General features: G+C 68.6%; 16 protein-coding genes. 4 read left to right on the forward strand and 12 right to left on the reverse strand.

Annotated features, from left to right (window positions below; genetic code table 11):
• Window positions 1-3 precede the first annotated feature (3 nt).
• Genes tal through pgl form a run of 4 tightly spaced genes read left to right on the forward strand, consistent with a single transcriptional unit; the run spans window position 4 to window position 4,401 of the window.
• The gene (tal, locus tag AB4Z55_RS15695; RefSeq protein WP_369520055.1) at window positions 4-1,125 is read left to right on the forward strand and encodes a transaldolase; all 1,122 of its coding nucleotides are present in this window, start codon (window positions 4-6) and stop codon (window positions 1,123-1,125) included.
• A 6-nt stretch (window positions 1,126-1,131) separates the two neighbouring features.
• The gene (gene zwf, locus AB4Z55_RS15700; protein ID WP_369520056.1) at window positions 1,132-2,685 is read left to right on the forward strand and encodes a glucose-6-phosphate dehydrogenase; all 1,554 of its coding nucleotides are present in this window, start codon (window positions 1,132-1,134) and stop codon (window positions 2,683-2,685) included.
• A gap of 49 nt (window positions 2,686-2,734) precedes the next feature.
• The gene (locus AB4Z55_RS15705; RefSeq protein WP_369520057.1) at window positions 2,735-3,667 is read left to right on the forward strand and encodes a glucose-6-phosphate dehydrogenase assembly protein OpcA; all 933 of its coding nucleotides are present in this window, start codon (window positions 2,735-2,737) and stop codon (window positions 3,665-3,667) included.
• Complete coding sequence (pgl, locus tag AB4Z55_RS15710) at window positions 3,664-4,401, forward strand: 6-phosphogluconolactonase (protein ID WP_369520058.1); 738 nt, start codon at window positions 3,664-3,666, stop codon at window positions 4,399-4,401. The genes AB4Z55_RS15705 and pgl overlap by 4 nt, the downstream gene beginning before the upstream one ends.
• 8 nt (window positions 4,402-4,409) lie before the next feature.
• Here the strand turns inward: pgl and ppc are convergent, their stop codons facing one another.
• The 12 genes from ppc to AB4Z55_RS15770 form a co-directional block, all read right to left on the reverse strand.
• A complete protein-coding gene (gene ppc / locus AB4Z55_RS15715) occupies window positions 4,410-7,241 on the reverse strand; it encodes a phosphoenolpyruvate carboxylase (RefSeq protein WP_369520059.1) in 2,832 nt (943 codons plus the stop codon).
• Between the two features lie 45 nt (window positions 7,242-7,286).
• On the reverse strand, window positions 7,287-7,523 hold the full coding sequence (gene secG / locus AB4Z55_RS15720) for a preprotein translocase subunit SecG (RefSeq protein WP_010841002.1): 237 nt from the start codon (window positions 7,521-7,523) through the stop codon (window positions 7,287-7,289).
• A gap of 121 nt (window positions 7,524-7,644) precedes the next feature.
• Window positions 7,645-8,433, reverse strand: a complete 789-nt coding sequence (gene tpiA / locus AB4Z55_RS15725; RefSeq protein WP_369520060.1) for a triose-phosphate isomerase — start codon at window positions 8,431-8,433, stop codon at window positions 7,645-7,647.
• A gap of 3 nt (window positions 8,434-8,436) precedes the next feature.
• A complete protein-coding gene (gene pgk / locus AB4Z55_RS15730) occupies window positions 8,437-9,648 on the reverse strand; it encodes a phosphoglycerate kinase (protein WP_064570775.1) in 1,212 nt (403 codons plus the stop codon).
• 33 nt (window positions 9,649-9,681) lie between these two features.
• The gene (gap, locus tag AB4Z55_RS15735; protein ID WP_004021964.1) at window positions 9,682-10,701 is read right to left on the reverse strand and encodes a type I glyceraldehyde-3-phosphate dehydrogenase; all 1,020 of its coding nucleotides are present in this window, start codon (window positions 10,699-10,701) and stop codon (window positions 9,682-9,684) included.
• A 192-nt stretch (window positions 10,702-10,893) separates the two neighbouring features.
• Window positions 10,894-11,871: a DNA-binding protein WhiA gene (whiA, locus tag AB4Z55_RS15740; RefSeq protein ID WP_174316851.1), complete on the reverse strand. Its 978-nt coding sequence runs from the start codon at window positions 11,869-11,871 to the stop codon at window positions 10,894-10,896.
• Window positions 11,872-11,941: 70 nt separating this feature from the next.
• On the reverse strand, window positions 11,942-12,967 hold the full coding sequence (yvcK, locus tag AB4Z55_RS15745; RefSeq protein WP_101818829.1) for a uridine diphosphate-N-acetylglucosamine-binding protein YvcK: 1,026 nt from the start codon (window positions 12,965-12,967) through the stop codon (window positions 11,942-11,944).
• Window positions 12,964-13,896 carry an RNase adapter RapZ gene (gene rapZ, locus AB4Z55_RS15750; RefSeq protein WP_248645384.1) on the reverse strand — a complete coding sequence of 311 codons (933 nt, stop codon included), beginning with the start codon at window positions 13,894-13,896 and terminating at the stop codon, window positions 12,964-12,966. The genes yvcK and rapZ overlap by 4 nt, the downstream gene beginning before the upstream one ends.
• The gene (gene uvrC / locus AB4Z55_RS15755; RefSeq protein ID WP_239398605.1) at window positions 13,889-15,940 is read right to left on the reverse strand and encodes an excinuclease ABC subunit UvrC; all 2,052 of its coding nucleotides are present in this window, start codon (window positions 15,938-15,940) and stop codon (window positions 13,889-13,891) included. Before uvrC ends, rapZ begins: the two co-directional genes overlap by 8 nt.
• A gap of 10 nt (window positions 15,941-15,950) precedes the next feature.
• Window positions 15,951-16,445 (reverse strand): PH domain-containing protein, encoded by a 495-nt coding sequence (locus AB4Z55_RS15760; protein ID WP_004021969.1) that lies wholly within the window; start codon window positions 16,443-16,445, stop codon window positions 15,951-15,953.
• The gene (gene ribH / locus AB4Z55_RS15765) at window positions 16,442-16,954 is read right to left on the reverse strand and encodes a 6,7-dimethyl-8-ribityllumazine synthase (RefSeq protein ID WP_101818827.1); all 513 of its coding nucleotides are present in this window, start codon (window positions 16,952-16,954) and stop codon (window positions 16,442-16,444) included. The genes AB4Z55_RS15760 and ribH overlap by 4 nt, the downstream gene beginning before the upstream one ends.
• Window positions 16,951-18,276, reverse strand: a complete 1,326-nt coding sequence (locus AB4Z55_RS15770) for a bifunctional 3,4-dihydroxy-2-butanone-4-phosphate synthase/GTP cyclohydrolase II (RefSeq protein ID WP_064570772.1) — start codon at window positions 18,274-18,276, stop codon at window positions 16,951-16,953. The genes ribH and AB4Z55_RS15770 overlap by 4 nt, the downstream gene beginning before the upstream one ends.
• Window positions 18,277-18,295 lie beyond the last annotated feature (19 nt).

Raw genomic sequence — 18,295 nt, forward strand, 5'->3', positions numbered from 1 at the left:
ATCGTGACCCAGAACGAGAAGCTCGCCGAACTGTCCGCCGCCGGAGTCTCGGTGTGGCTGGACGACCTGTCCCGGGACCTGATCAGCTCAGGCGATCTCGCGGACCTCATCGCGACCAAGTCGGTCGTCGGGGTGACCACCAACCCGTCGATCTTCCAGGCCGCGCTGTCGAAGGGCAATGCCTACGACGACCAGGTCAACGAACTGGCCGCACGGGGCGCCGACGTCGACGCGACCATCCGGACGGTCACCACCGACGACGTGCGCAACGCCTGTGACGTCCTCGCCCCGACCTTCGAGTCGACCGATGGCGTCGACGGACGCGTGTCGATCGAGGTCGATCCCCGCCTGGCCCACGACACCGACGCGACGGTGGCACAGGCCGTCGAACTGTGGAAGATCGTCGACCGGCCGAACCTGCTCATCAAGATCCCGGCCACCGAGGCCGGGCTCCCCGCGATCAGCAAGGTCATCGCCGAGGGCATCAGCGTGAACGTCACGCTGATCTTCTCGGTCGAACGCTACGAGAAGGTCATCGAGGCCTACCTCGACGGACTCGACGCCGCCGCCCAGGCCGGCCACGACCTCTCGCGCATCCACTCGGTCGCATCGTTCTTCGTGTCTCGGGTCGACACCGAGATCGACAAGCGGCTCGACGCCATCGGCACCCCGGAGGCCGTCGAGCTGAAGGGCAAGGCGGCACTGGCCAACGCGCGCCTCGCATACTCGGCGTACCAGCAGGTCTTCGAGGTCGAATCCCGCTTCCCCGACCTGCTCGCCAAGGGCGCCCGGCCGCAGCGCGCCCTGTGGGCGTCGACGGGTGTGAAGAACCCCGACTACCCGGACACCCTCTACGTGAGCGAGCTCGTCGCACCCAACACGGTCAACACGATGCCGGGCAAGACGATGGACGCCTTCGCCGACCACGGCTGGGTCAACACCGACTCCATCATCGGTCTCGCCGCGGAGTCGCAGGAGGTCTTCGACAAGATCGCCGCGGTCGGTGTCGACGTCGTCGACGTCTTCAAGGTTCTCGAGGACGAGGGCGTCAGCAAGTTCGAGGACGCCTGGAACGACCTGCTCAGCGCGACCGCCGAACAACTGTCCGCGGCGAACAAGGGCTGAACCCAGGTGGCGGGAGGCGAGGACTCAACCAGGACCGGTCCGTGGACCAACCCGCTCCGTGACCCCCAGGACAAGAGGCTGCCGCGCATCGCGGGACCGTGCAGCCTGGTCATCTTCGGGGTCACCGGCGATCTGGCACGCAAGAAGTTGATGCCTGCGGTCTACGACCTCGCCAACCGGGGCCTCCTGCCACCCTCGTTCGCCCTGGTCGGTTTCGCCCGGCGCGACTGGACCGACGAGGACTTCAGCGCCGTCGTCCACGACGCCGTTCGCGACCACGCGCGAACCGGATTCCGCGAAGAGGTGTGGGAGCGGCTCGCCGAGGGATTCCGGTTCGTGCAAGGCGCTTTCGACGACGACGCCGCCTTCGACAGGCTGCGCGACACGCTCAAGTCACTCGACGCCGAGCGCGGGACCGACGGCAATCATGCGTTCTACCTGTCGATCCCGCCCAAGGCGTTCCCCGAGGTCTGCGAGCAGCTCGAGCGCAGCGGGCTCGCCGCCCCGACCGGCGACAGCTGGCGGCGAGTGGTGATCGAGAAGCCCTTCGGTCACGACCTCGAGTCCGCCCGCGAGCTGAACGCGATCGTCAACAACGTCTTCCCGGAGTCGTCGGTGTTCCGGATCGACCACTACCTGGGCAAGGAGACCGTCCAGAACATCCTGGCCCTGCGGTTCGCCAATCAGCTGTTCGACCCGCTGTGGAGTTCGCACTACATCGACCACGTCCAGATCACCATGGCCGAGGACATCGGCCTCGGCGGTCGGGCCGGGTACTACGACGGCATCGGCGCGGCCCGCGACGTCATCCAGAACCACCTGCTCCAGCTGATGGCCCTGATCGCGATGGAGGAGCCGATCTCCTTCGAGCCCAAGCAGTTACAGGCCGAGAAGATCAAGGTTCTCGCCGCGACACGCAACGCCATGCCGATCGACGAGAACACCGCCCGCGGCCAGTACGGCCCCGGTTGGCAGGGCAGCGAGAAGGTGCCGGGCCTCAAGGAGGAGGAGGGTTTCGCGAGGGACTCGACCACCGAGACCTTCGCCGCCATCGCCCTGGAAGTCGACTCCCGCCGCTGGGCGGGCGTGCCGTTCTACCTGCGCACCGGCAAACGGCTGGGGCGGCGGGTCACCGAGATCGCGCTCGTCTTCAAACGCGCGCCGCACCTGCCGTTCGACCAGACCATGACCGAGGAGCTCAGTCAGAACGCGCTGGTGATCCGGGTCCAGCCGGATGAGGGCATCACCCTCCGCTTCGGTTCCAAGGTCCCCGGGTCGAGCATGGAGGTGCGGGACGTCAACATGGACTTCAGCTACGGCACCGCCTTCACCGAGGCCTCCCCGGAGGCCTACGAGCGGCTCATCCTGGACGTCCTCCTGGGTGAACCCTCGCTGTTCCCCGTGAACGAAGAGGTCGAGTTGTCCTGGCGCATCCTCGATCCGGTGCTCGAACACTGGGCCGCGTCGGGGTCGCCCGACACCTACGAGTCCGGGACGTGGGGTCCGCGTTCGGCCGAGGAGATGATGGCCCGCACCGGTCGCGCGTGGCGCCGACCGTGACGAGAAGTCCACACGCCCTCACCGACCGTTCCGCTCAGGAGGCCTCCCGATGATCGTCGAACTGCCCGACACGTCGACCGGAAAGGTCGCGAAGAAGATCATCGAGGTGCGCGCCGCGGGTGGCGCACTGAGCCTCGGGCGCGTCCTCACCCTGGTCGTGTGCGTCGAACTCGGCGAACCGATGGAAGGTGCCATCGAGGCCGCGGTGGGCGCCAGCCGCGAACATCCCAGCCGCGTGATCGTCGTGTATCGCGGTGTGCGCGAGGGAGACTCTCGGCTCGACGCGCAGATCCGCGTGGGTGGGGATGCCGGGGCCTCGGAGGTGGTGGTGCTGTCGCTTCAGGGTGAGCTCGCCGACCACCCGGACAGTGTCGTGACCCCGTTCCTCCTCCCCGACACCCCCGTCGTCACCTGGTGGCCCGGTAAAGGTCCCGAGCGGCCCGCCGACGATCCACTCGGCAAGCTCGGACACCGGCGCATCGTCGACGCCGGCAAGGCCGACGACTCGGTCGCGATACTCGCCCAGCGGCTCGCGACCTACTCCCCCGGCGACACCGACCTCGCCTGGACGCACGTCACGCACTGGCGCGCGATCCTCGCCTCCGCATTCGACCGTCCGCCGCACACCCCGGTCACCGAGGTCCAGGTGACGGGCGCGCAGAACTCGCCGTCGGTGGATCTCCTCGCCGGGTGGTTGCGGTCGACCCTGCGGGTTCCGACGCGACGACGCCGCGGCAGTTTCGAGATCCGGCTCCTCCGTGACGACGGCCCGACCATCCTCGCGGTGGACGAGGAGAACAACGCGGTGCTCTCGATGCCGGGCAAACCCGACGGACGCGTGGCGATGGGCCGACGCGAACTGCCCGCCTGTATCGCCGAAGAGTTACGACGACTCGACACCGACGAGGTGTATGTCGAGGCACTCAAGGGAGTGCCCGAGGTCGAGTTCGCAGACGACGCCGAAGGAGTTGCCGCCCGATGACCACCGAGACCCTCGTCTTCGATTCCAAGCAGGAACTGGTCGAGACCGCCGCCACCCGGTTCGTGGACCTCGTCACCCGCGCCCAGGCCGAACGCGGCGTCGCCAGCGTCGTGCTGACCGGTGGCAGCAACGGTATCGGAATCCTCACGGCACTGGCCGCGGACAGCGGCACCATCGACTGGTCCAAGGTCGACATCTACTGGGGCGACGACCGATTCGTCCCCGCCGACGATCCGGAACGCAACTCCGGTCAGGCACGCGAGGCACTCCTCGACAAGGTGCCCGTCGACCCGTCGCGGGTGTTCCCGATGGCACCGTCCGACAGTCCGCTCGGCGACGACATCGAGGCGGCCGCCGCCGACTACGCCGCGATCCTCGCCGGGCGGTCGAGCGACGGCGTGGCACCCGAGTTCGACCTCCACCTGCTCGGCATGGGTGGTGAGGGACACATCAACTCATTGTTCCCGCACACCGCCGCGACCGCGGAGACCACGAAGTCGGTTGTCGCCGTCGAGGATTCACCGAAGCCGCCGCCCCGCCGGCTCACCCTGACCCTGCCCGTGGTGAACCGCTCGCGGCAGGTGTGGTTCCTCGTCGCCGGGGCCGACAAGTCCGAGGCCGTCGGCGCCGCCCATCGCGGGGCGGATCCGGCCGACTGGCCCGCCGCGGGCGCCCGCGGCACCGAGGAGACGATCTGGTTCCTCGATGACGCGGCCGCTGCCGAACTGACCTGATTCCCCGGCTAGCCCGAGTTCCGTAGCGCGGTCGCGAGACCGTTCATGGTGAGCTGGATTCCGCGTCGGACGATGGGGGTGTCCTCCCCCGCCCGGAAGCGGCGGAGCAACTCGACCTGCAGCAGGTTCAGCGGTTCGAGGTAGGGGAACCTGTTGTACACCGACCGCTTGAGGGCGGCATTGTCGTGGAGCAGGTCGTCGGTGCCGGTGATCTTCGCGCACATCGCTATCGTGCGTTCGTGCTCGGCGACGATCATGCCGAACACCTTGTCGCGCAACTCCTCGTCGGGAACGAGCTGCGCGTACCGGTGTGCCAGGCCCATGTCGGACTTCGCCAGCACCTGGGCCATGTTCGACATGACGGTGCGGAAGAACGGCCACTTCGCGTAGTAGCGGCGCAGGGTCTCCAGGCGGTCCGGGTCGTCGGCGACCCATTCCTCGAACGCCGACCCCGTGCCGTACCAGCCGGGCAGCATCACGCGTGACTGCGTCCACGACAGGACCCACGGGATCGCGCGCAGATCGGAGATCTTCTCGGTCTGCTTGCGCGACGCCGGACGGCTGCCGATGTTGAGCGCGCCGATCTCCGACAGCGGCGTCGAGGTGGTGAAGTACTCGACGAAACCCGGTGTCTCGTGCACCAGGCGGCTGTAGGCGGCGCGGGCCTTCGCCGCGATGTCGTCCATGATCTCGTAGGCCGAGTCGGATTCGTCACCGAGGCCCTCGGTGTCCAGGAGCGAGGACTCGATGGTCGCGGCGAGCAGGGTCTCGAGATTGCGCCGCGCCGCGACCGGCTCGGCGTATTTCGCCGCGATGATCTCACCCTGCTCGGTGATGCGCAGCGAGCCCTGGACCGCGCCCGGCGGTTGGGCCAGGATGGCGTCGTAGCTGGGACCGCCGCCACGGCCGACGGTGCCCCCGCGTCCGTGGAACAGCCGCAACCGAATCCCCGACTGCGAGGCCGCGGCGACCAGATCGAGTTCGGCACGGTAGAGCGCCCAGTTGGCGGCCATGTAGCCGCCGTCCTTGTTGGAATCGGAATACCCGAGCATGATCTCTTGAATCCCGTTCTGGGAGTCCACCATCGCTCGGTAGAACGGGACGTCGAGGACCGCGAGCAGTGTCTGCGCACCCTGCTGGAGATCCTCGATGGTCTCGAAGAGCGGGACCACACGGACCGTACAGCGCGGTGATCCGCCATCGGGGTCGTAGAGGCCGGCCTCCTTGAGGAGGATCAGCGCCTCGAGCATGTCACTCACCGAGGTGCACATGCTGATGATGTAGTTGGGCACCGCCGCCGGCCCGAAGGTCGCAACCGCTCTGGCGGCCGCCCGGACGATACCGAGCTCCTTGGTCGCGAGCTCGCTGAGTTCGGCGTCGGGGCTGGTCAACGGACGACGCGCGCTCAGCTCGGCCGAGAGGATCTCCACCCGCGCGGACTCCTCGAGCGACGCGTAGTCCGGATGCACCCCCGCCCACGCGAGCAGCTCGGCGACCACTTCCTCGTGCGTGTCGGAGTTCTGCCGCATGTCCAGCCCGGACAGGTGAAAGCCGAAGGTGCGCACGGCTTCCCGGAGAGCGAGCAGCCGATCGTCGGCGATCGGGTCGTCGTTGTTGGCGCGGAGTGCGCCGTCGATCACATCGAGGTCGGCGAGCAGTTCGGCCGCGTCGCCGTACGGTTGCCGTCCATCGATCAGATTCTCCTCGCTCGAGGTGAGGAAGTCGCCGTCGAACATGTCCCGCGCGGTCGCCAGCAGACGGGAGCGGATGGCGCGCAGAGCGAGTCGGAAGGGTTCGTCGGCCCCCGGATCGTCGGCGTCGGCCCCGGCGAGGTCGAACAGGGTGTCCGTGGCGTCGATCAGTCGCGCCGACATGCTCAGTTCCTGTGCGAGACTCTCGAGTTCGGACAGGTGGTGTCCGACGGCGGCCTGCGCCGCGAGGGTCGTGGCCAGGGTCACCACGTCGGAGTTCACGAACGGATTGCCGTCGCGGTCGCCGCCGATCCACGACCCCATCCGGATCATCGGATCGTCGGCGAGCCCGGCATCGGGGTATGTCGAGCGCAGCGCGGCGCGCACCGCGGTGTTGATCGCCGGCACGACCTCGAAGAACGACGCGTCGTAATACCGCAGACCCGAACGGATCTCGTCCTGGATGGTGAGACGTTCGAGGCGGATGAGGGCGGTCTGCCAGAGCGTCAGGATCTGACGCCGGATGGACTCGGTGACCTCCGCGTCCTCGTCCGGCATCAGCTCGGTGCGGCCGCGGAATCGCATCAGCTCGGTGATGCGGTTCTGGGCCTCGAAGACGGTGCGGCGGCGAGTCTCGGTGGGGTGTGCGGTGATGACCGGGATCACCGCGGCGTCGGTCAGGGCTCGACCGACCTCGTCGTCGCCGAGACCGGCATCGGCGAGTTTGCGGTAGGTGGCGGCGAGACTACTGTCCTGGGGCGGATCGCCGGCTCGGACGTGAATGGCCCGGCGCCGCTCGCGGTGGATGTCCTCGGCCAGATTGGCCAGCAACGCGAAGTGACTGAACGCCCGGATGACCGGGACGGCAGTGGAGACGTCGAGATCGACAAACATGTCGGCGAGCTCGGTCCGGTCGATCTCGTTGCGGCGCACGCGGAACGCGGCCACACGGGCGGATTCGACGAGATCGAACACGTCGCGTCCCGAATGTTCTCGGACGACGTCGCCGAGGATTCCGCCGAGGAGGCGAATGTCCTCGCGCAGCGGTTCGGTGAGTGCCCGGCCCTCGTCGTCGACGACGATGTGGTCGACGATGGAGATGGATGGGCGCCAGTCCGGGACTCCCCGTGCGGGGGCGGTTTCACTCATGCCGTCAAGTATCCCGGGACAGCCCGGGCGCGGCATCCCGAGATGCTATCCGGACAGTTTGATGTCGACGCCCACGCCGACGATGAAGATCACCCAGATGAGTCCGACGAAGATGGTCAGCCGGTCGAGGTTGCGTTCGACGACGCTCGAGCCCGACAGGCTGGACTGGACACCGCCGCCGAACAGCGACGACAGACCGCCACCCTTGCCGCGGTGCAGCAGGATGAGCACGATCAGCAACACGCTGGTCACGATCAATCCGATGTCGAGTGCACCTTGCACAGTCACGAGTCGCAACGCCCTTCCGTAAAGCCCCTACATACAGCTGTGGCAGGCCGGCCCGATCGACGAAGTGAATCGACTCGAGGCCAACCTGCCACAGTGTACGCGTGGGTATGACCCGTCAGGGCAAGGGGCCACCCGCGGCGATCGCCGACAGCGTCGCGAACTCGTCGGACTTCAACGATGCGCCGCCGACCAGAGCGCCGTCGACGTCCGGACGTCCGACGAGGTCGCCGACGTTCTTCGCGTTGACCGATCCGCCATAGAGGATGCGCACCGACGCCGCGGTCTCGGCGTCGGCGATCTCCACCAGCGCCTCGCGAATGGCCTTGCAGACCTCCTGGGCGTCGTCCGCGCCGGCCACGCGGCCGGTGCCGATCGCCCAGACCGGCTCGTAGGCGATGACGGTCTTGGCGATCTCGGCCGCGGACAGACCGGCGAGCGAGCCCTTGAGCTGCGCCACGTTGTAGGCCACGTGGTCGCCTGCCTCGCGGACGTCCAGACCCTCACCGATGCAGACGATCGGGGTGAGGTCGTGCTTGAGGGCCGCCTTGGTCTTGGCGAGCACGATCTCGTCGGTCTCGCCGTGCAGCGTGCGACGCTCCGAGTGTCCGACGACGACGAACGTGCAGCCCAGCTTGGCTAGGAACGCTCCGCTGATCTCGCCGGTGTATGCACCCGAGTCGTGCTGTGACAGGTCCTGCGCTCCGTAGGTGAGCAGGAGCTTGTCGCCGTCGACGACGGTCTGCACGCTGCGGATGTCGGTGAACGGCGGGATCACCGTGACGTCGACCTTGTCGAAGTACTTCGCCGGAAGGGCGAAGGCGATCTTCTGAACCAGCGCGATGGCCTCGAGGTGGTTGAGGTTCATCTTCCAGTTGCCCGCGATGAGCGGTTTACGAGTTGCCATGGTTCAGCTCTCCAGAACCTTCAGTCCGGGGAGTTCCTTGCCCTCGAGGTACTCCAGCGATGCGCCACCTCCGGTGGAGATGTGCGAGAAATCGGAGTCGGGCAGACCCAGGGTGCGCACCGCGGCCGCCGAGTCGCCGCCGCCGACCACGGTGAACGCGCCGTTTCCGGTCGCGCCCGCGATGGCCTCGGCCACGCCACGGGTACCGGCCGAGAACTTCTCGAACTCGAACACGCCCGAGGGGCCGTTCCAGAAGATGGTCTTGGCACCCGAGAGGACCGCGGCGAAACGCTTCACCGACTCCGGTCCGATGTCCAGACCCATCCAGCCGTCGGGAATGGCGTCGGAGGCCACCGTGTCCGACTCGGCGTCAGCGGCGAACTTGTCGGCCACCACGACGTCGACGGGCAGGTGGATCACGTCGCCGAACCGCTCCAGCAGGCTCTTGCAGACATCGATCTGATCTTCCTGCAGGAGCGACGTACCGACCGAATGGCCCTGTGCGGCAAGGAATGTGAACGCCATGCCGCCGCCGATGACCAACGTGTCCACCTTGGGAGCCAAGGCCTCGATGACCCCGAGCTTGTCCGAGACCTTCGACCCGCCGAGGACGACCGCGTAGGGACGGGTCACCTCGTCGGTGAGCTTCGACAGGACGTCGACCTCCGCGGCCACCAGCTCTCCCGCGTAGTGCGGGAGCAGCTTGGCGACGTCGTAGACCGACGCCTGCTTGCGGTGCACCACCCCGAAACCGTCGGAGACGAACGCGCCGTCGTCGCCGACGAGCTCGACGAGCGCCTTGGCGAGCTTCTCGCGTTCGGCGTCGTCCTTGGAGGTCTCCCGCGGATCGAAGCGGATGTTCTCCAGGAGCAGGACGTCACCGTCGGTGAGACCCTCCGCACGGGCGAGCGCGTCGGTTCCGACGACATCACCGGCCAGCTGCACGTTGCGGCCGAGTTCCTCGCCGAGACGGGCGGCGACCGGCGCCAGCGAGAACGCCGGATCCGGCTCACCCTTCGGACGACCCAGGTGCGCGGTGATGATCACCTTGGCTCCGGCGTCGATGAGTGCGTTGAGCGTCGGCAGGGACGCGAGGATGCGACCCGGATCGGTGATCGTCGACCCGTCGAGCGGGACGTTGAAATCCGACCGGACCAGCACACCCCTGCCCGAAACACCTTCGTCCAGAAGGTCTTTCAGAGTGGGAACACCCATGAGGCGTTGACTCCTAAGGTCGTTGGGGGCGGGTCAGAGCGACTTGCCGACGAGACCGATGAGGTCGACGAGGCGGTTGGAGTAGCCCCACTCGTTGTCGTACCAGGACACGACCTTGGCCTGGTCGTCGATCACCTTGGTCAGGCCGGCGTCGAACAGCGAGCTGTGCGGGTCGGTGACGATGTCGGACGAGACGATCGGCGCGTCGTAGTACTTGAGGATGCCCTTGAGCGGACCGTCGGCAGCCGCCTTGAGCGCCGCGTTGATCTCGTCGGCGGTGGCGGTCTTCGACAGCTGCGCGGTGAGGTCGGTGACCGAACCGGTGGGGATCGGGACGCGCAGGGCGTAGCCGTCGAGCTTGCCCTTCAGCTCCGGGAGCACCAGGCCGATGGCCTTGGCGGCACCGGTCGAGGTCGGCACGATGTTGATGGCCGCGGCGCGGGCGCGACGCAGGTCCTTGTGCGGGCCGTCCTGCAGGTTCTGGTCCTGGGTGTAGGCGTGGATGGTGGTCATCAGGCCCTTGACGATGCCGAACTCGTCGTTGAGGACCTTCGCCAGCGGGCCGAGGCAGTTGGTGGTGCACGACGCGTTGGAGATGATGTTCTGGCTGCCGTCGTACTTGTCGTCGTTGACGCCCATGACGATCGTGATGTCCTCATCCGACGCCGGAGCGGAGATGATGACCTTCTTGGCGCCGGCGTCGAGGTGCCCCTGCGCCTTGGCGCGAGCGGTGAAGATGCCGGTCGACTCGACGACTACGTCGACGCCCAGGTCGCCCCACGGGATCGCGGCCGGGCCTTCCTTGACCTCCAGGGCCTTGATCTTCTGCTCACCGACGACGATGGTGTCGTCGCCCTCGAGGGTGACGTCGTCGGCGAGGCGACCGAGGATGGAGTCGAACTTCAGCAGGTGTGCGAGGGTCGCGTTGTCGGTCAGGTCGTTGACCGCGACGATCTCGATGTCGGTGGTGCCCAAAGCCTTTTGCGCTTCGACGGCGCGGAAGAAGTTGCGGCCGATCCGGCCGAATCCGTTGACGCCTACCCGAACAGTCACAGTTGTGCTCCTTAGCGGTATTCATGGTCGGGCCTGGTGGTCAAGCCCTGTCTGGCCGCGCGTGAGCGGTCAGCGAAAGCACACCTGAGTGGTCACGCTTCCGCGCACGTCGCCACCAGCCTAGTAGGCGACCCTGTGCTCGGCACACCGCAGGTCCGGGTCGGGCACACCGGTGGTCCTCCGGCGCGTGACTCAGGCCTCGTCGAGCAGCTCGGAGGTGACCGCGGATTCGGTGTCGGGGATGCCGTCCTGGCGCGCCTTCTTGTCGGCCATCGACAGCAGCCGCCGGATTCGACCGGCGACGGCGTCCTTGGTCATCGGCGGGTCGGCGAGCTGGCCGAGCTCTTCCAGTGACGCCTGCCGGTGCGTGATGCGGAGCTGCCCGGCGGCGATGAGATGGTCGGGCACCTCGTCGCCGAGGATGTCCAGCGCGCGTTCCACGCGGGCCGCGGCCGCGACCGCCGCACGCGCCGAGCGACGCAGGTTGGCGTCGTCGAAGTTGGCCAGGCGGTTGGCGGTCGCGCGGACCTCCCGCCGCATCCGGCGTTCCTCCCAGACGAGCCTCGTGTCGTGGGCGCCCATGCGGGTGAGCAGCGCCCCGATGGCCTCGCCGTCGCGGATGACGACCCGATCGGCGCCGCGGACCTCACGCGCCTTGGCCGTGACACCGAGTCGCCGCGCCGCGCCGACCAGGGCGAGCGCCGCCTCCGGTCCGGGGCAACTGACCTCCAGGGCCGACGACCGGCCCGGTTCGGTGAGCGAGCCGTGGGCGAGAAACGCTCCGCGCCAAGCGGCCTCGGCGTCGGCGACACTGCCGCCGACGACCTGTGCGGGCAGGCCGCGCACCGGCCGGCCACGCAGGTCGAGGAGTCCGGTCTGCCGGGCCAGGCCTTCGCCGTCCTTGGTGATCCGCACGATGTAGCGCGCCGACTTGCGCAGTCCGCCGCCCCGCAGGACGTGGACGTCGGAGGCGTAGCCGTACAGGTCGTGGATCTCGCGTCGCAGCCGGCGGGCCACGTTGCCCATGTCGACCTCGGCCTCGACCACCACGCGGCCCGCGACGATGTGCAGGCCACCGGCGAATCGAAGCAACGCCGACACCTCGGCTCTCCGGCAACTCACCTGAGTCACCGACAGGCGACTGAGTTCGTCCTTCACCGCCGCCGTCATCGCCACCGGTACCTGTCCTCCTGTCAACAGACCACACGTCCCTCGAAGAATCGCGGAGACTTCGCCTGGGTCAGGCGTCCGCTCGGCCAGAGTAACGGGTCAGTTCACCTTCGCACAGTTCGTTCACCACGGCGGCGACTTTCGCCGGGTCATGGACCTGTCGGCCGGGCACCGCGACGTCCCCGACATTCAGCTCGGCGCCGAACAATCCGGCCGCCCGCACCAGGTGGTCACGTTCCCGCCCGGCGGGGACCGACGACGCGTCCACGAGGACGTGGTCGACCCGGAACGTGTTCGCGTGCGCGTGCAGCACATGGAGGTGCCGCTCGACCGAGAACCCCGGCGTCTCCCCCGGCTCGGGTGCCAGATTGACCACCAGCACCTTGCGAGCGTGGCTGCGCTGCAGTGCCTTCAGCTGCTCGGGCACCAGCACGTGCGGGATCACACTGGAGAACCAGGAACCCGGCCCCAGCATCACGAGATCGGCCGATTCGATTGCCGCGAGGGCTGATTCGCAGGCCGGCGGATCGTTCGGCAGCAACCGGACCCGGCGAACCTTGCCGGGTGTGGTGGCCACGGCCACCTGGCCGCGGATCTCGCGACTGATCCGCGGGTCCGCCTCGAGTCCGGAGACGTCGGCCTCGATGTCGAGCGGCACGGTCGACATCGGCAGCACGTGCCCCGTGATGCCGAAGATGGCCCGCAACTCGGCGAGCGCCCCGACCGTGTCGCCGAGGACCTCGGTGAGCCCGGCGAGGAGGAGGTTGCCGATGGGATGTCCGGCCAGTGCCCCGCGGCCGCCGAATCGGTGCTGCAGGACCTCGGCCCACAGCTCCTGTCGACGGCGGGCGAGCGGATCGGCGGTCGGCGAGTCCTCGAGCCCCGTGGGGGTACTCATCAACGCGGCGAGCGCCATTCGCAGGTCGCCGGGCGGTATGAGTCCGAGCTCGGCACGCAGGCGCCCGGACGATCCGCCGTCGTCGGCGACGGTGACCACCGCGGTGATGTCGGCGCTGAGGTAGCGCATCGCGGTCAGCGTGGCGTAGAGGCCGTGTCCGCCGCCGAGGGCGACGATGCGGGGCTCCCGGGCACTCATTCGCGCCCCAGGTCGCGGTGCATCACCCGGACGTCGTAGGACGCGGTCCCGGCGTCGTCGACGGCGCGGCGCAGGCGAGCCGACAGTTCCTCGGCGATGGCCACACTGCGGTGTTTCCCGCCGGTGCACCCGACGCTGATCGTCATATAGCGCTTGCCTTCCCGGAGATAACCCCGTCCGACGATCGACACCAGCCCGGTGTAGAGGTCGAGGAATCCGTCCGCGTCCGGCTGACCGAGGACGTAGTCGCGGACCGGCGCCTCCCGGCCGTTGTGATCGCGCAACTCGTCGATCCAGTGCGGGTTGGGCAGGAACCGGACGTCGGCGACGAGATCGGAGTCGATGGGCAGCCCGTACTTGAAGCCGAACGACTGCACCGCGATCGAGAGCCGGGGTTCGGTGTCACCGGGCGCGACGCCCTCGACGATCGCGCGGAGTTTGGCCGCGGTCAGCGCGGAGGTCTCCACGACCAGGTCGGCGACGTTCTTGATCGGGGCCAGGATCGCGCGCTCGCGGGCGATCCCTTCGACGAGGGTCTCCTTGCCCTGCAACGGGTGCCGCCGGCGTACCTGTTCGAAGCGCCGGACCAGCACCTGGTCACTGGCGTCGAGGTACAGCAGCCGGGTGCGAATCCCGGACTGCCCCAGGCTGTCCCGCAGTTGTTCGAGCTGGTGGGCGAGGTTGTCGTCGGAGGCGCGGAGCACCATGGCGAGCCGGGTGATGGCGGGATCGTCCGCCCGGACCATCCCGACCATCGTCGAGATCAGTGACGGGGGCACGTTGTCGGCGACGTACCAGCCGTCGTCCTCCAGCACGTTCGCCGCGGTGGATCGCCCCGCACCGGACATCCCCGTCACGAACAGCACCGTGAAATCGGTTCCGGTCTGCGTCGCGGTCACCGTGCTCTCCCCTTCGGTGTGGTCACTCATCGCCACCACGTCCCGCGTCACCGGTCGCCACCGTCATCTCCTTCTCGGCTCCCGCCGGGGCCGGGGTCGGGGTCTGTTCGGGCGCCGGGGTCTCGTCGGAGAGCGCGGTCTTGACCGCACGCGCCGTGGTGAGACCGATTCCGGGCACCTGGGATATCTCGTCCAAGGATGCCTCACGGAGGCGCGCCACCGACCCGAAGTGGGTCACGAGCGCGGTGCGGCGGGTCCGGCCCAGACCGGGGACGCCGTCGAGCACCGACTCGGTCATCCGCTTGCTGCGCTTGCTGCGGTGGAACGTGATGGCGAAGCGATGCGCCTCGTCGCGGACGCGCTGCAGCAGGAACAGGGCCTGGCTGTTGCGCGGCAGGATCATCGGGTCGTCGTCGCCGGGCACCCACACCTCCTCGAGGCGTTTGGCGAGTCCGATCACCGAGACATCGGTGATGCCGAGCTCGTCGAGCACCGCCGCCGCGGCGTGCACCTGGGGCGCGCCACCGTCGACGACGAAGAGGTTCGGCGGGTAGGCGAACTTCCGGGGCTGGGCCGGCGTGTCGGCGGCGGCGCTGATCTCCCCGGACACCGGAGGCGGCGCGTCGGAGTCGGTGCGGTGCCGGAGGAACCGGCGTCGCGTGACCTCGGCGATGGACGCGACGTCGTCGGAGTGCCCCTCGCCGGCCGCATGCCGGATCGAGTAGTGCCGATAGTCGGACTTGCGCGGCAGACCGTCTTCGAAGACCACGAGCGAGGCGACCACGTCGGTGCCCTGGACGTGCGAGATGTCGACACACTCGATGCGCAGCGGCGCCTGGTCGAGCAGCAGGGACTCCTGTAGCTCGGTGAGGGCCGCCGAGCGGGTCGTGAGGTCGCCCGCGCGCCGGAGCTTGTGCTGCGCAAGGGCTTCGCCCGCGTTCCGGGCGACGGTCTCGAACAGCGCCTTCTTGTCGCCGCGCTGCGGCACCCGCAGCCGCACCCGGCTGCCCCGGAGACCGGACAGCCACTCCTCGAGTTCCCCGGCGTCGGACGGCAACTCCGGGACCAGCACCTCGCGCGGGATCGACTCGCCGTGTGCACGGTCGGTACCGACGTCGACCGTGGCATCGAAATCGACCTGGGCGCCGTAGAACTGGGTGACGAACTCCCCCACCACATCGCCGTCGGTGCCGTTGTCGCTGCGCTCGACGACCCATCCGCGCTGACCGCGCACCCGTCCGTCGCGGACGTGGAAGACCTGGACCGACACCTCGAGCTGGTCGCCGGCGAGCGCGATGACGTCGGCGGTGGTGCCGTCGCCGAGCACGACGGCCTGCTTCTCCATCGCGCGTCGCATCGCACCGATGTCGTCACGCAGCCGGGCGGCACGCTCGAAGTCGAGGTCCTCGGCCGCGGCGGACATGTCTCGTTCCATCCTGCGGATCATCAGGTCGGTGCGGCCGGCGAGGAAGTCGCAGAAGTCCTCGACTATCTCGCGATGTTCCTCGGCGTCCACCCGTCCCACACAGGGAGCCGAACACTTGTCGATGTAACCGAGCAGGCACGGCCGGTCGATCTGCCGGTGCCGTTTGAACACCCCGGCCGAACAGGTGCGGGCCGGGAACACCCGGGTCAGCAGGTCGACCGTCTCGCGGATCGCCCAGGCGTGAGCGTACGGGCCGAAGTACCGCACGCCGCGCCGACGCGGCCCCCGGTACACGAACAGGCGCGGGTACTCCTCGTTCAGCGTGACCGCGAGCATCGGATAGCTCTTGTCGTCGCGATACCGGACGTTGAAGCGCGGATCGAATTCCTTGATCCAGTTGTATTCGAGCTGGAGCGCCTCCACCTCGGTGCCGACGACGGTCCACTCGACCGACGCGGCCGTCGTCACCATCTGGCGGGTGCGGGGGTGCAGCGAGGTGATGTCGGCGAAGTACGACGTCAACCTCGACCGGAGGTTCTTGGCCTTGCCCACGTAGATGACGCGACGATGCTCGTCGCGGAACTTGTACACCCCGGGATCGGTCGGGATGGACCCCGGCGCGGGGCGGTAGGTAGTCGGGTCGGCCACGTGTTCCAGGCTAGTGGCCGGGCCGGACAGTCCCGCGGTAGCGCTCCTCCAGCTCGCGGAACCGGCCCATCGCGTCGATGGCGCGCTGACCGTCACCGGCCTGAACAGCCAGGACGGTGATGTGTTCGTCGGCGGGGAACAACAGCCACGCGCCGAAACCCTTCTCCGGGTACGTGAGACCGAGAACACGATCCCACTCGAAGAGTCGGACCGTCGCGAGATTGCGGACCTCGACACCGGCGGCGCCGACGCGCAGCCGCGGCCGGGTGAACAGCAGGATGGCCGCCGAGACCAGCACCCCGATGAGGATGATCGCGACCTGGTCGGAACCGCCGAGGTTGCGGACGCCGACGTCGTCGATCGTCAGCAGCAGACCGAACGTGATGTGGATCGCGAGCACCACCACGGCCGCCGCGATGGCCCACCGGGGCAGGTTGCGGGGCCGGTAGACCAGGTCCCACCCGGCCGCGTCGGATCCGGTCGGCGGGGTGTCCGCAGGACTCACGCCGATGCTCCTCCGACGGCCGCCGGGAGGCTCTCGCCGCGCTGCAGTGCGCGCAGGGTCAGCGCCGACGCCAGCGCGGCGACGGTTGCCTGGGCGCCCTTGTCCTCCGTCGAGCCCGGGAGGCCGGCACGCGCGATCGCCTGGTCCTCGGTGAGCACCGTGAGCACGCCGTTGCCGACCGGTGTCGACTCGTCGAGCGACACCCGCGTGAGACCCGCGGTGACGGCGTCACACACGTAGTCGAAATGCGGTGTCTCGCCTTTGATCACGACACCGAGGGCGACCACCGCGTCGTGGGTGCGGGCCAGCGCCTGCACGATCACGGGCAGTTCGATGGCGCCCGCGACCTGCACGATCGTCGGTTCGGTCACGCCGTTGTCGCGCGCGGCCCGGATGGCCCCGTCGAGCAGTGCGCCACAGACGGTCTCGTGCCACTGCGACGACACGATGGCGAGACGCAGGGCCCCGGCGTCGGCGAGTTCGAGGGTCGGCTCTCCGTGGCCGCTCATGCAGGTGCTCCTTCGGATGCGCCGTCGGTGGGCTGTGCGTGATCGTCGAGGCCGACGAGGTCGTGGCCCATCCGATCCCGCTTGGTGCGCAGGTAGCGCAGGTTCTCGGCGTTGGCGCGCACCGGCATCGGGACGCGGTCGACGATGTGCAGGCCGTATCCGTCGAGCCCGACGCGCTTCGCCGGGTTGTTGGTCAGCAGTCGCATGGACCGCACCCCGAGGTCGACGAGGATCTGGGCACCGAGTCCGTAGTCGCGCGAATCCGCGGGCAGACCGAGTTCGAGGTTGGCGTCGACGGTGTCGGAGCCGGCGTCTTGCAGCTGGTAGGCCTGCAGCTTGTGCAGCAGGCCGATGCCGCGGCCCTCGTGGCCCCGCATGTACAGGATGATGCCCCGGCCCTCGGCGGCCACCATCTCCATCGCCGCATCGAGTTGCGGACCGCAGTCGCAGCGAAGAGAACCGAAGACGTCACCCGTCAGGCACTCTGAGTGCACGCGCACCAGCACGTCGTGTCCGTCGGCGTCACCGCCGGCGATGTCGCCCTTCACGAGCGCGACATGTTCGACGTCGTCGTAGACGCTGGAGTACCCGACCGCGCGGAAATCGCCGTGGCGCGTGGGGATCCGGGCGTCGGCGACACGCACCACATGCTTTTCGTGACGACGACGCCAGGCGATGAGGTCGGCGATCGAGATCAGCGCCAGGTCGTGTTCGTCGGCGAACACACGCAGCTCGTCGGTCTGCGCCATCGAGCCGACGTCCTTCTGGCTGACGATCTCGCAGATCACCCCGGCCGGCGCCAGATCGGCGAGGCGGGCGAGGTCGACCGCTGCCTCGGTGTGCCCGGGACGGCGCAGCACGCCGCCTTCCTTCGCCCGCAACGGGACCACGTGGCCGGGGCGGGTGAAGTCGGCCGCGGCGGCGTCGGGATCGGCCAGCAGGCGCATCGTCGTGGCACGGTCGGCGGCACTGATGCCGGTCCCGATGCCCTCGCGGGCGTCGACGGTCACGGTGTAGGCGGTGCCGTGCTTGTCCTGGTTCATCGAGTACATCGGCGGCAGACCGAGTCGGTCGCAGGCGTCGCCGTCGAGCGGGACGCACAGGTAGCCGGAGGTGTAGCGCACCATGAAGGCCACCAGTTCGGGGGTCGCCTTCTCGGCCGCGAAGATCAGGTCGCCCTCGTTCTCGCGGTCCTCGTCGTCGACCACGACGACGGCCTTGCCCGCCGCGATGTCGGCGATGGCGCGTTCGATCGTGTCGAACGCGACGCCGGTCTGCCCGGCTGCGGTCACGTCATCACCGTCATTTGGCGACTCGCTCATCAGAACCTCACTCGTTGTG

Source organism: Gordonia sp. ABKF26 (assembly GCF_041103195.1).
Taxonomy (GTDB): domain Bacteria; phylum Actinomycetota; class Actinomycetes; order Mycobacteriales; family Mycobacteriaceae; genus Gordonia; species Gordonia terrae.

Bases quoted from the DNA above. Each gene is read 5' to 3' on its own strand.
- AB4Z55_RS15705 (WP_369520057.1), top strand. From the start codon at position 2,735: ATGATCGTCGAACTGCCCGACACGTCGACCGGAAAGGTCGCGAAGAAG.
- pgl (WP_369520058.1), top strand. From the start codon at position 3,664: ATGACCACCGAGACCCTCGTCTTCGATTCCAAGCAGGAACTGGTCGAG.
- ppc (WP_369520059.1), bottom strand. From the start codon at position 7,241: ATGAGTGAAACCGCCCCCGCACGGGGAGTCCCGGACTGGCGCCCATCC.
- tpiA (WP_369520060.1), bottom strand. From the start codon at position 8,433: ATGGCAACTCGTAAACCGCTCATCGCGGGCAACTGGAAGATGAACCTC.
- pgk (WP_064570775.1), bottom strand. From the start codon at position 9,648: ATGGGTGTTCCCACTCTGAAAGACCTTCTGGACGAAGGTGTTTCGGGC.
- whiA (WP_174316851.1), bottom strand. From the start codon at position 11,871: ATGACGGCGGCGGTGAAGGACGAACTCAGTCGCCTGTCGGTGACTCAG.
- yvcK (WP_101818829.1), bottom strand. From the start codon at position 12,967: ATGAGTGCCCGGGAGCCCCGCATCGTCGCCCTCGGCGGCGGACACGGC.
- rapZ (WP_248645384.1), bottom strand. From the start codon at position 13,896: ATGAGTGACCACACCGAAGGGGAGAGCACGGTGACCGCGACGCAGACC.
- ribH (WP_101818827.1), bottom strand. From the start codon at position 16,954: ATGAGCGGCCACGGAGAGCCGACCCTCGAACTCGCCGACGCCGGGGCC.
- AB4Z55_RS15770 (WP_064570772.1), bottom strand. From the start codon at position 18,276: ATGAGCGAGTCGCCAAATGACGGTGATGACGTGACCGCAGCCGGGCAG.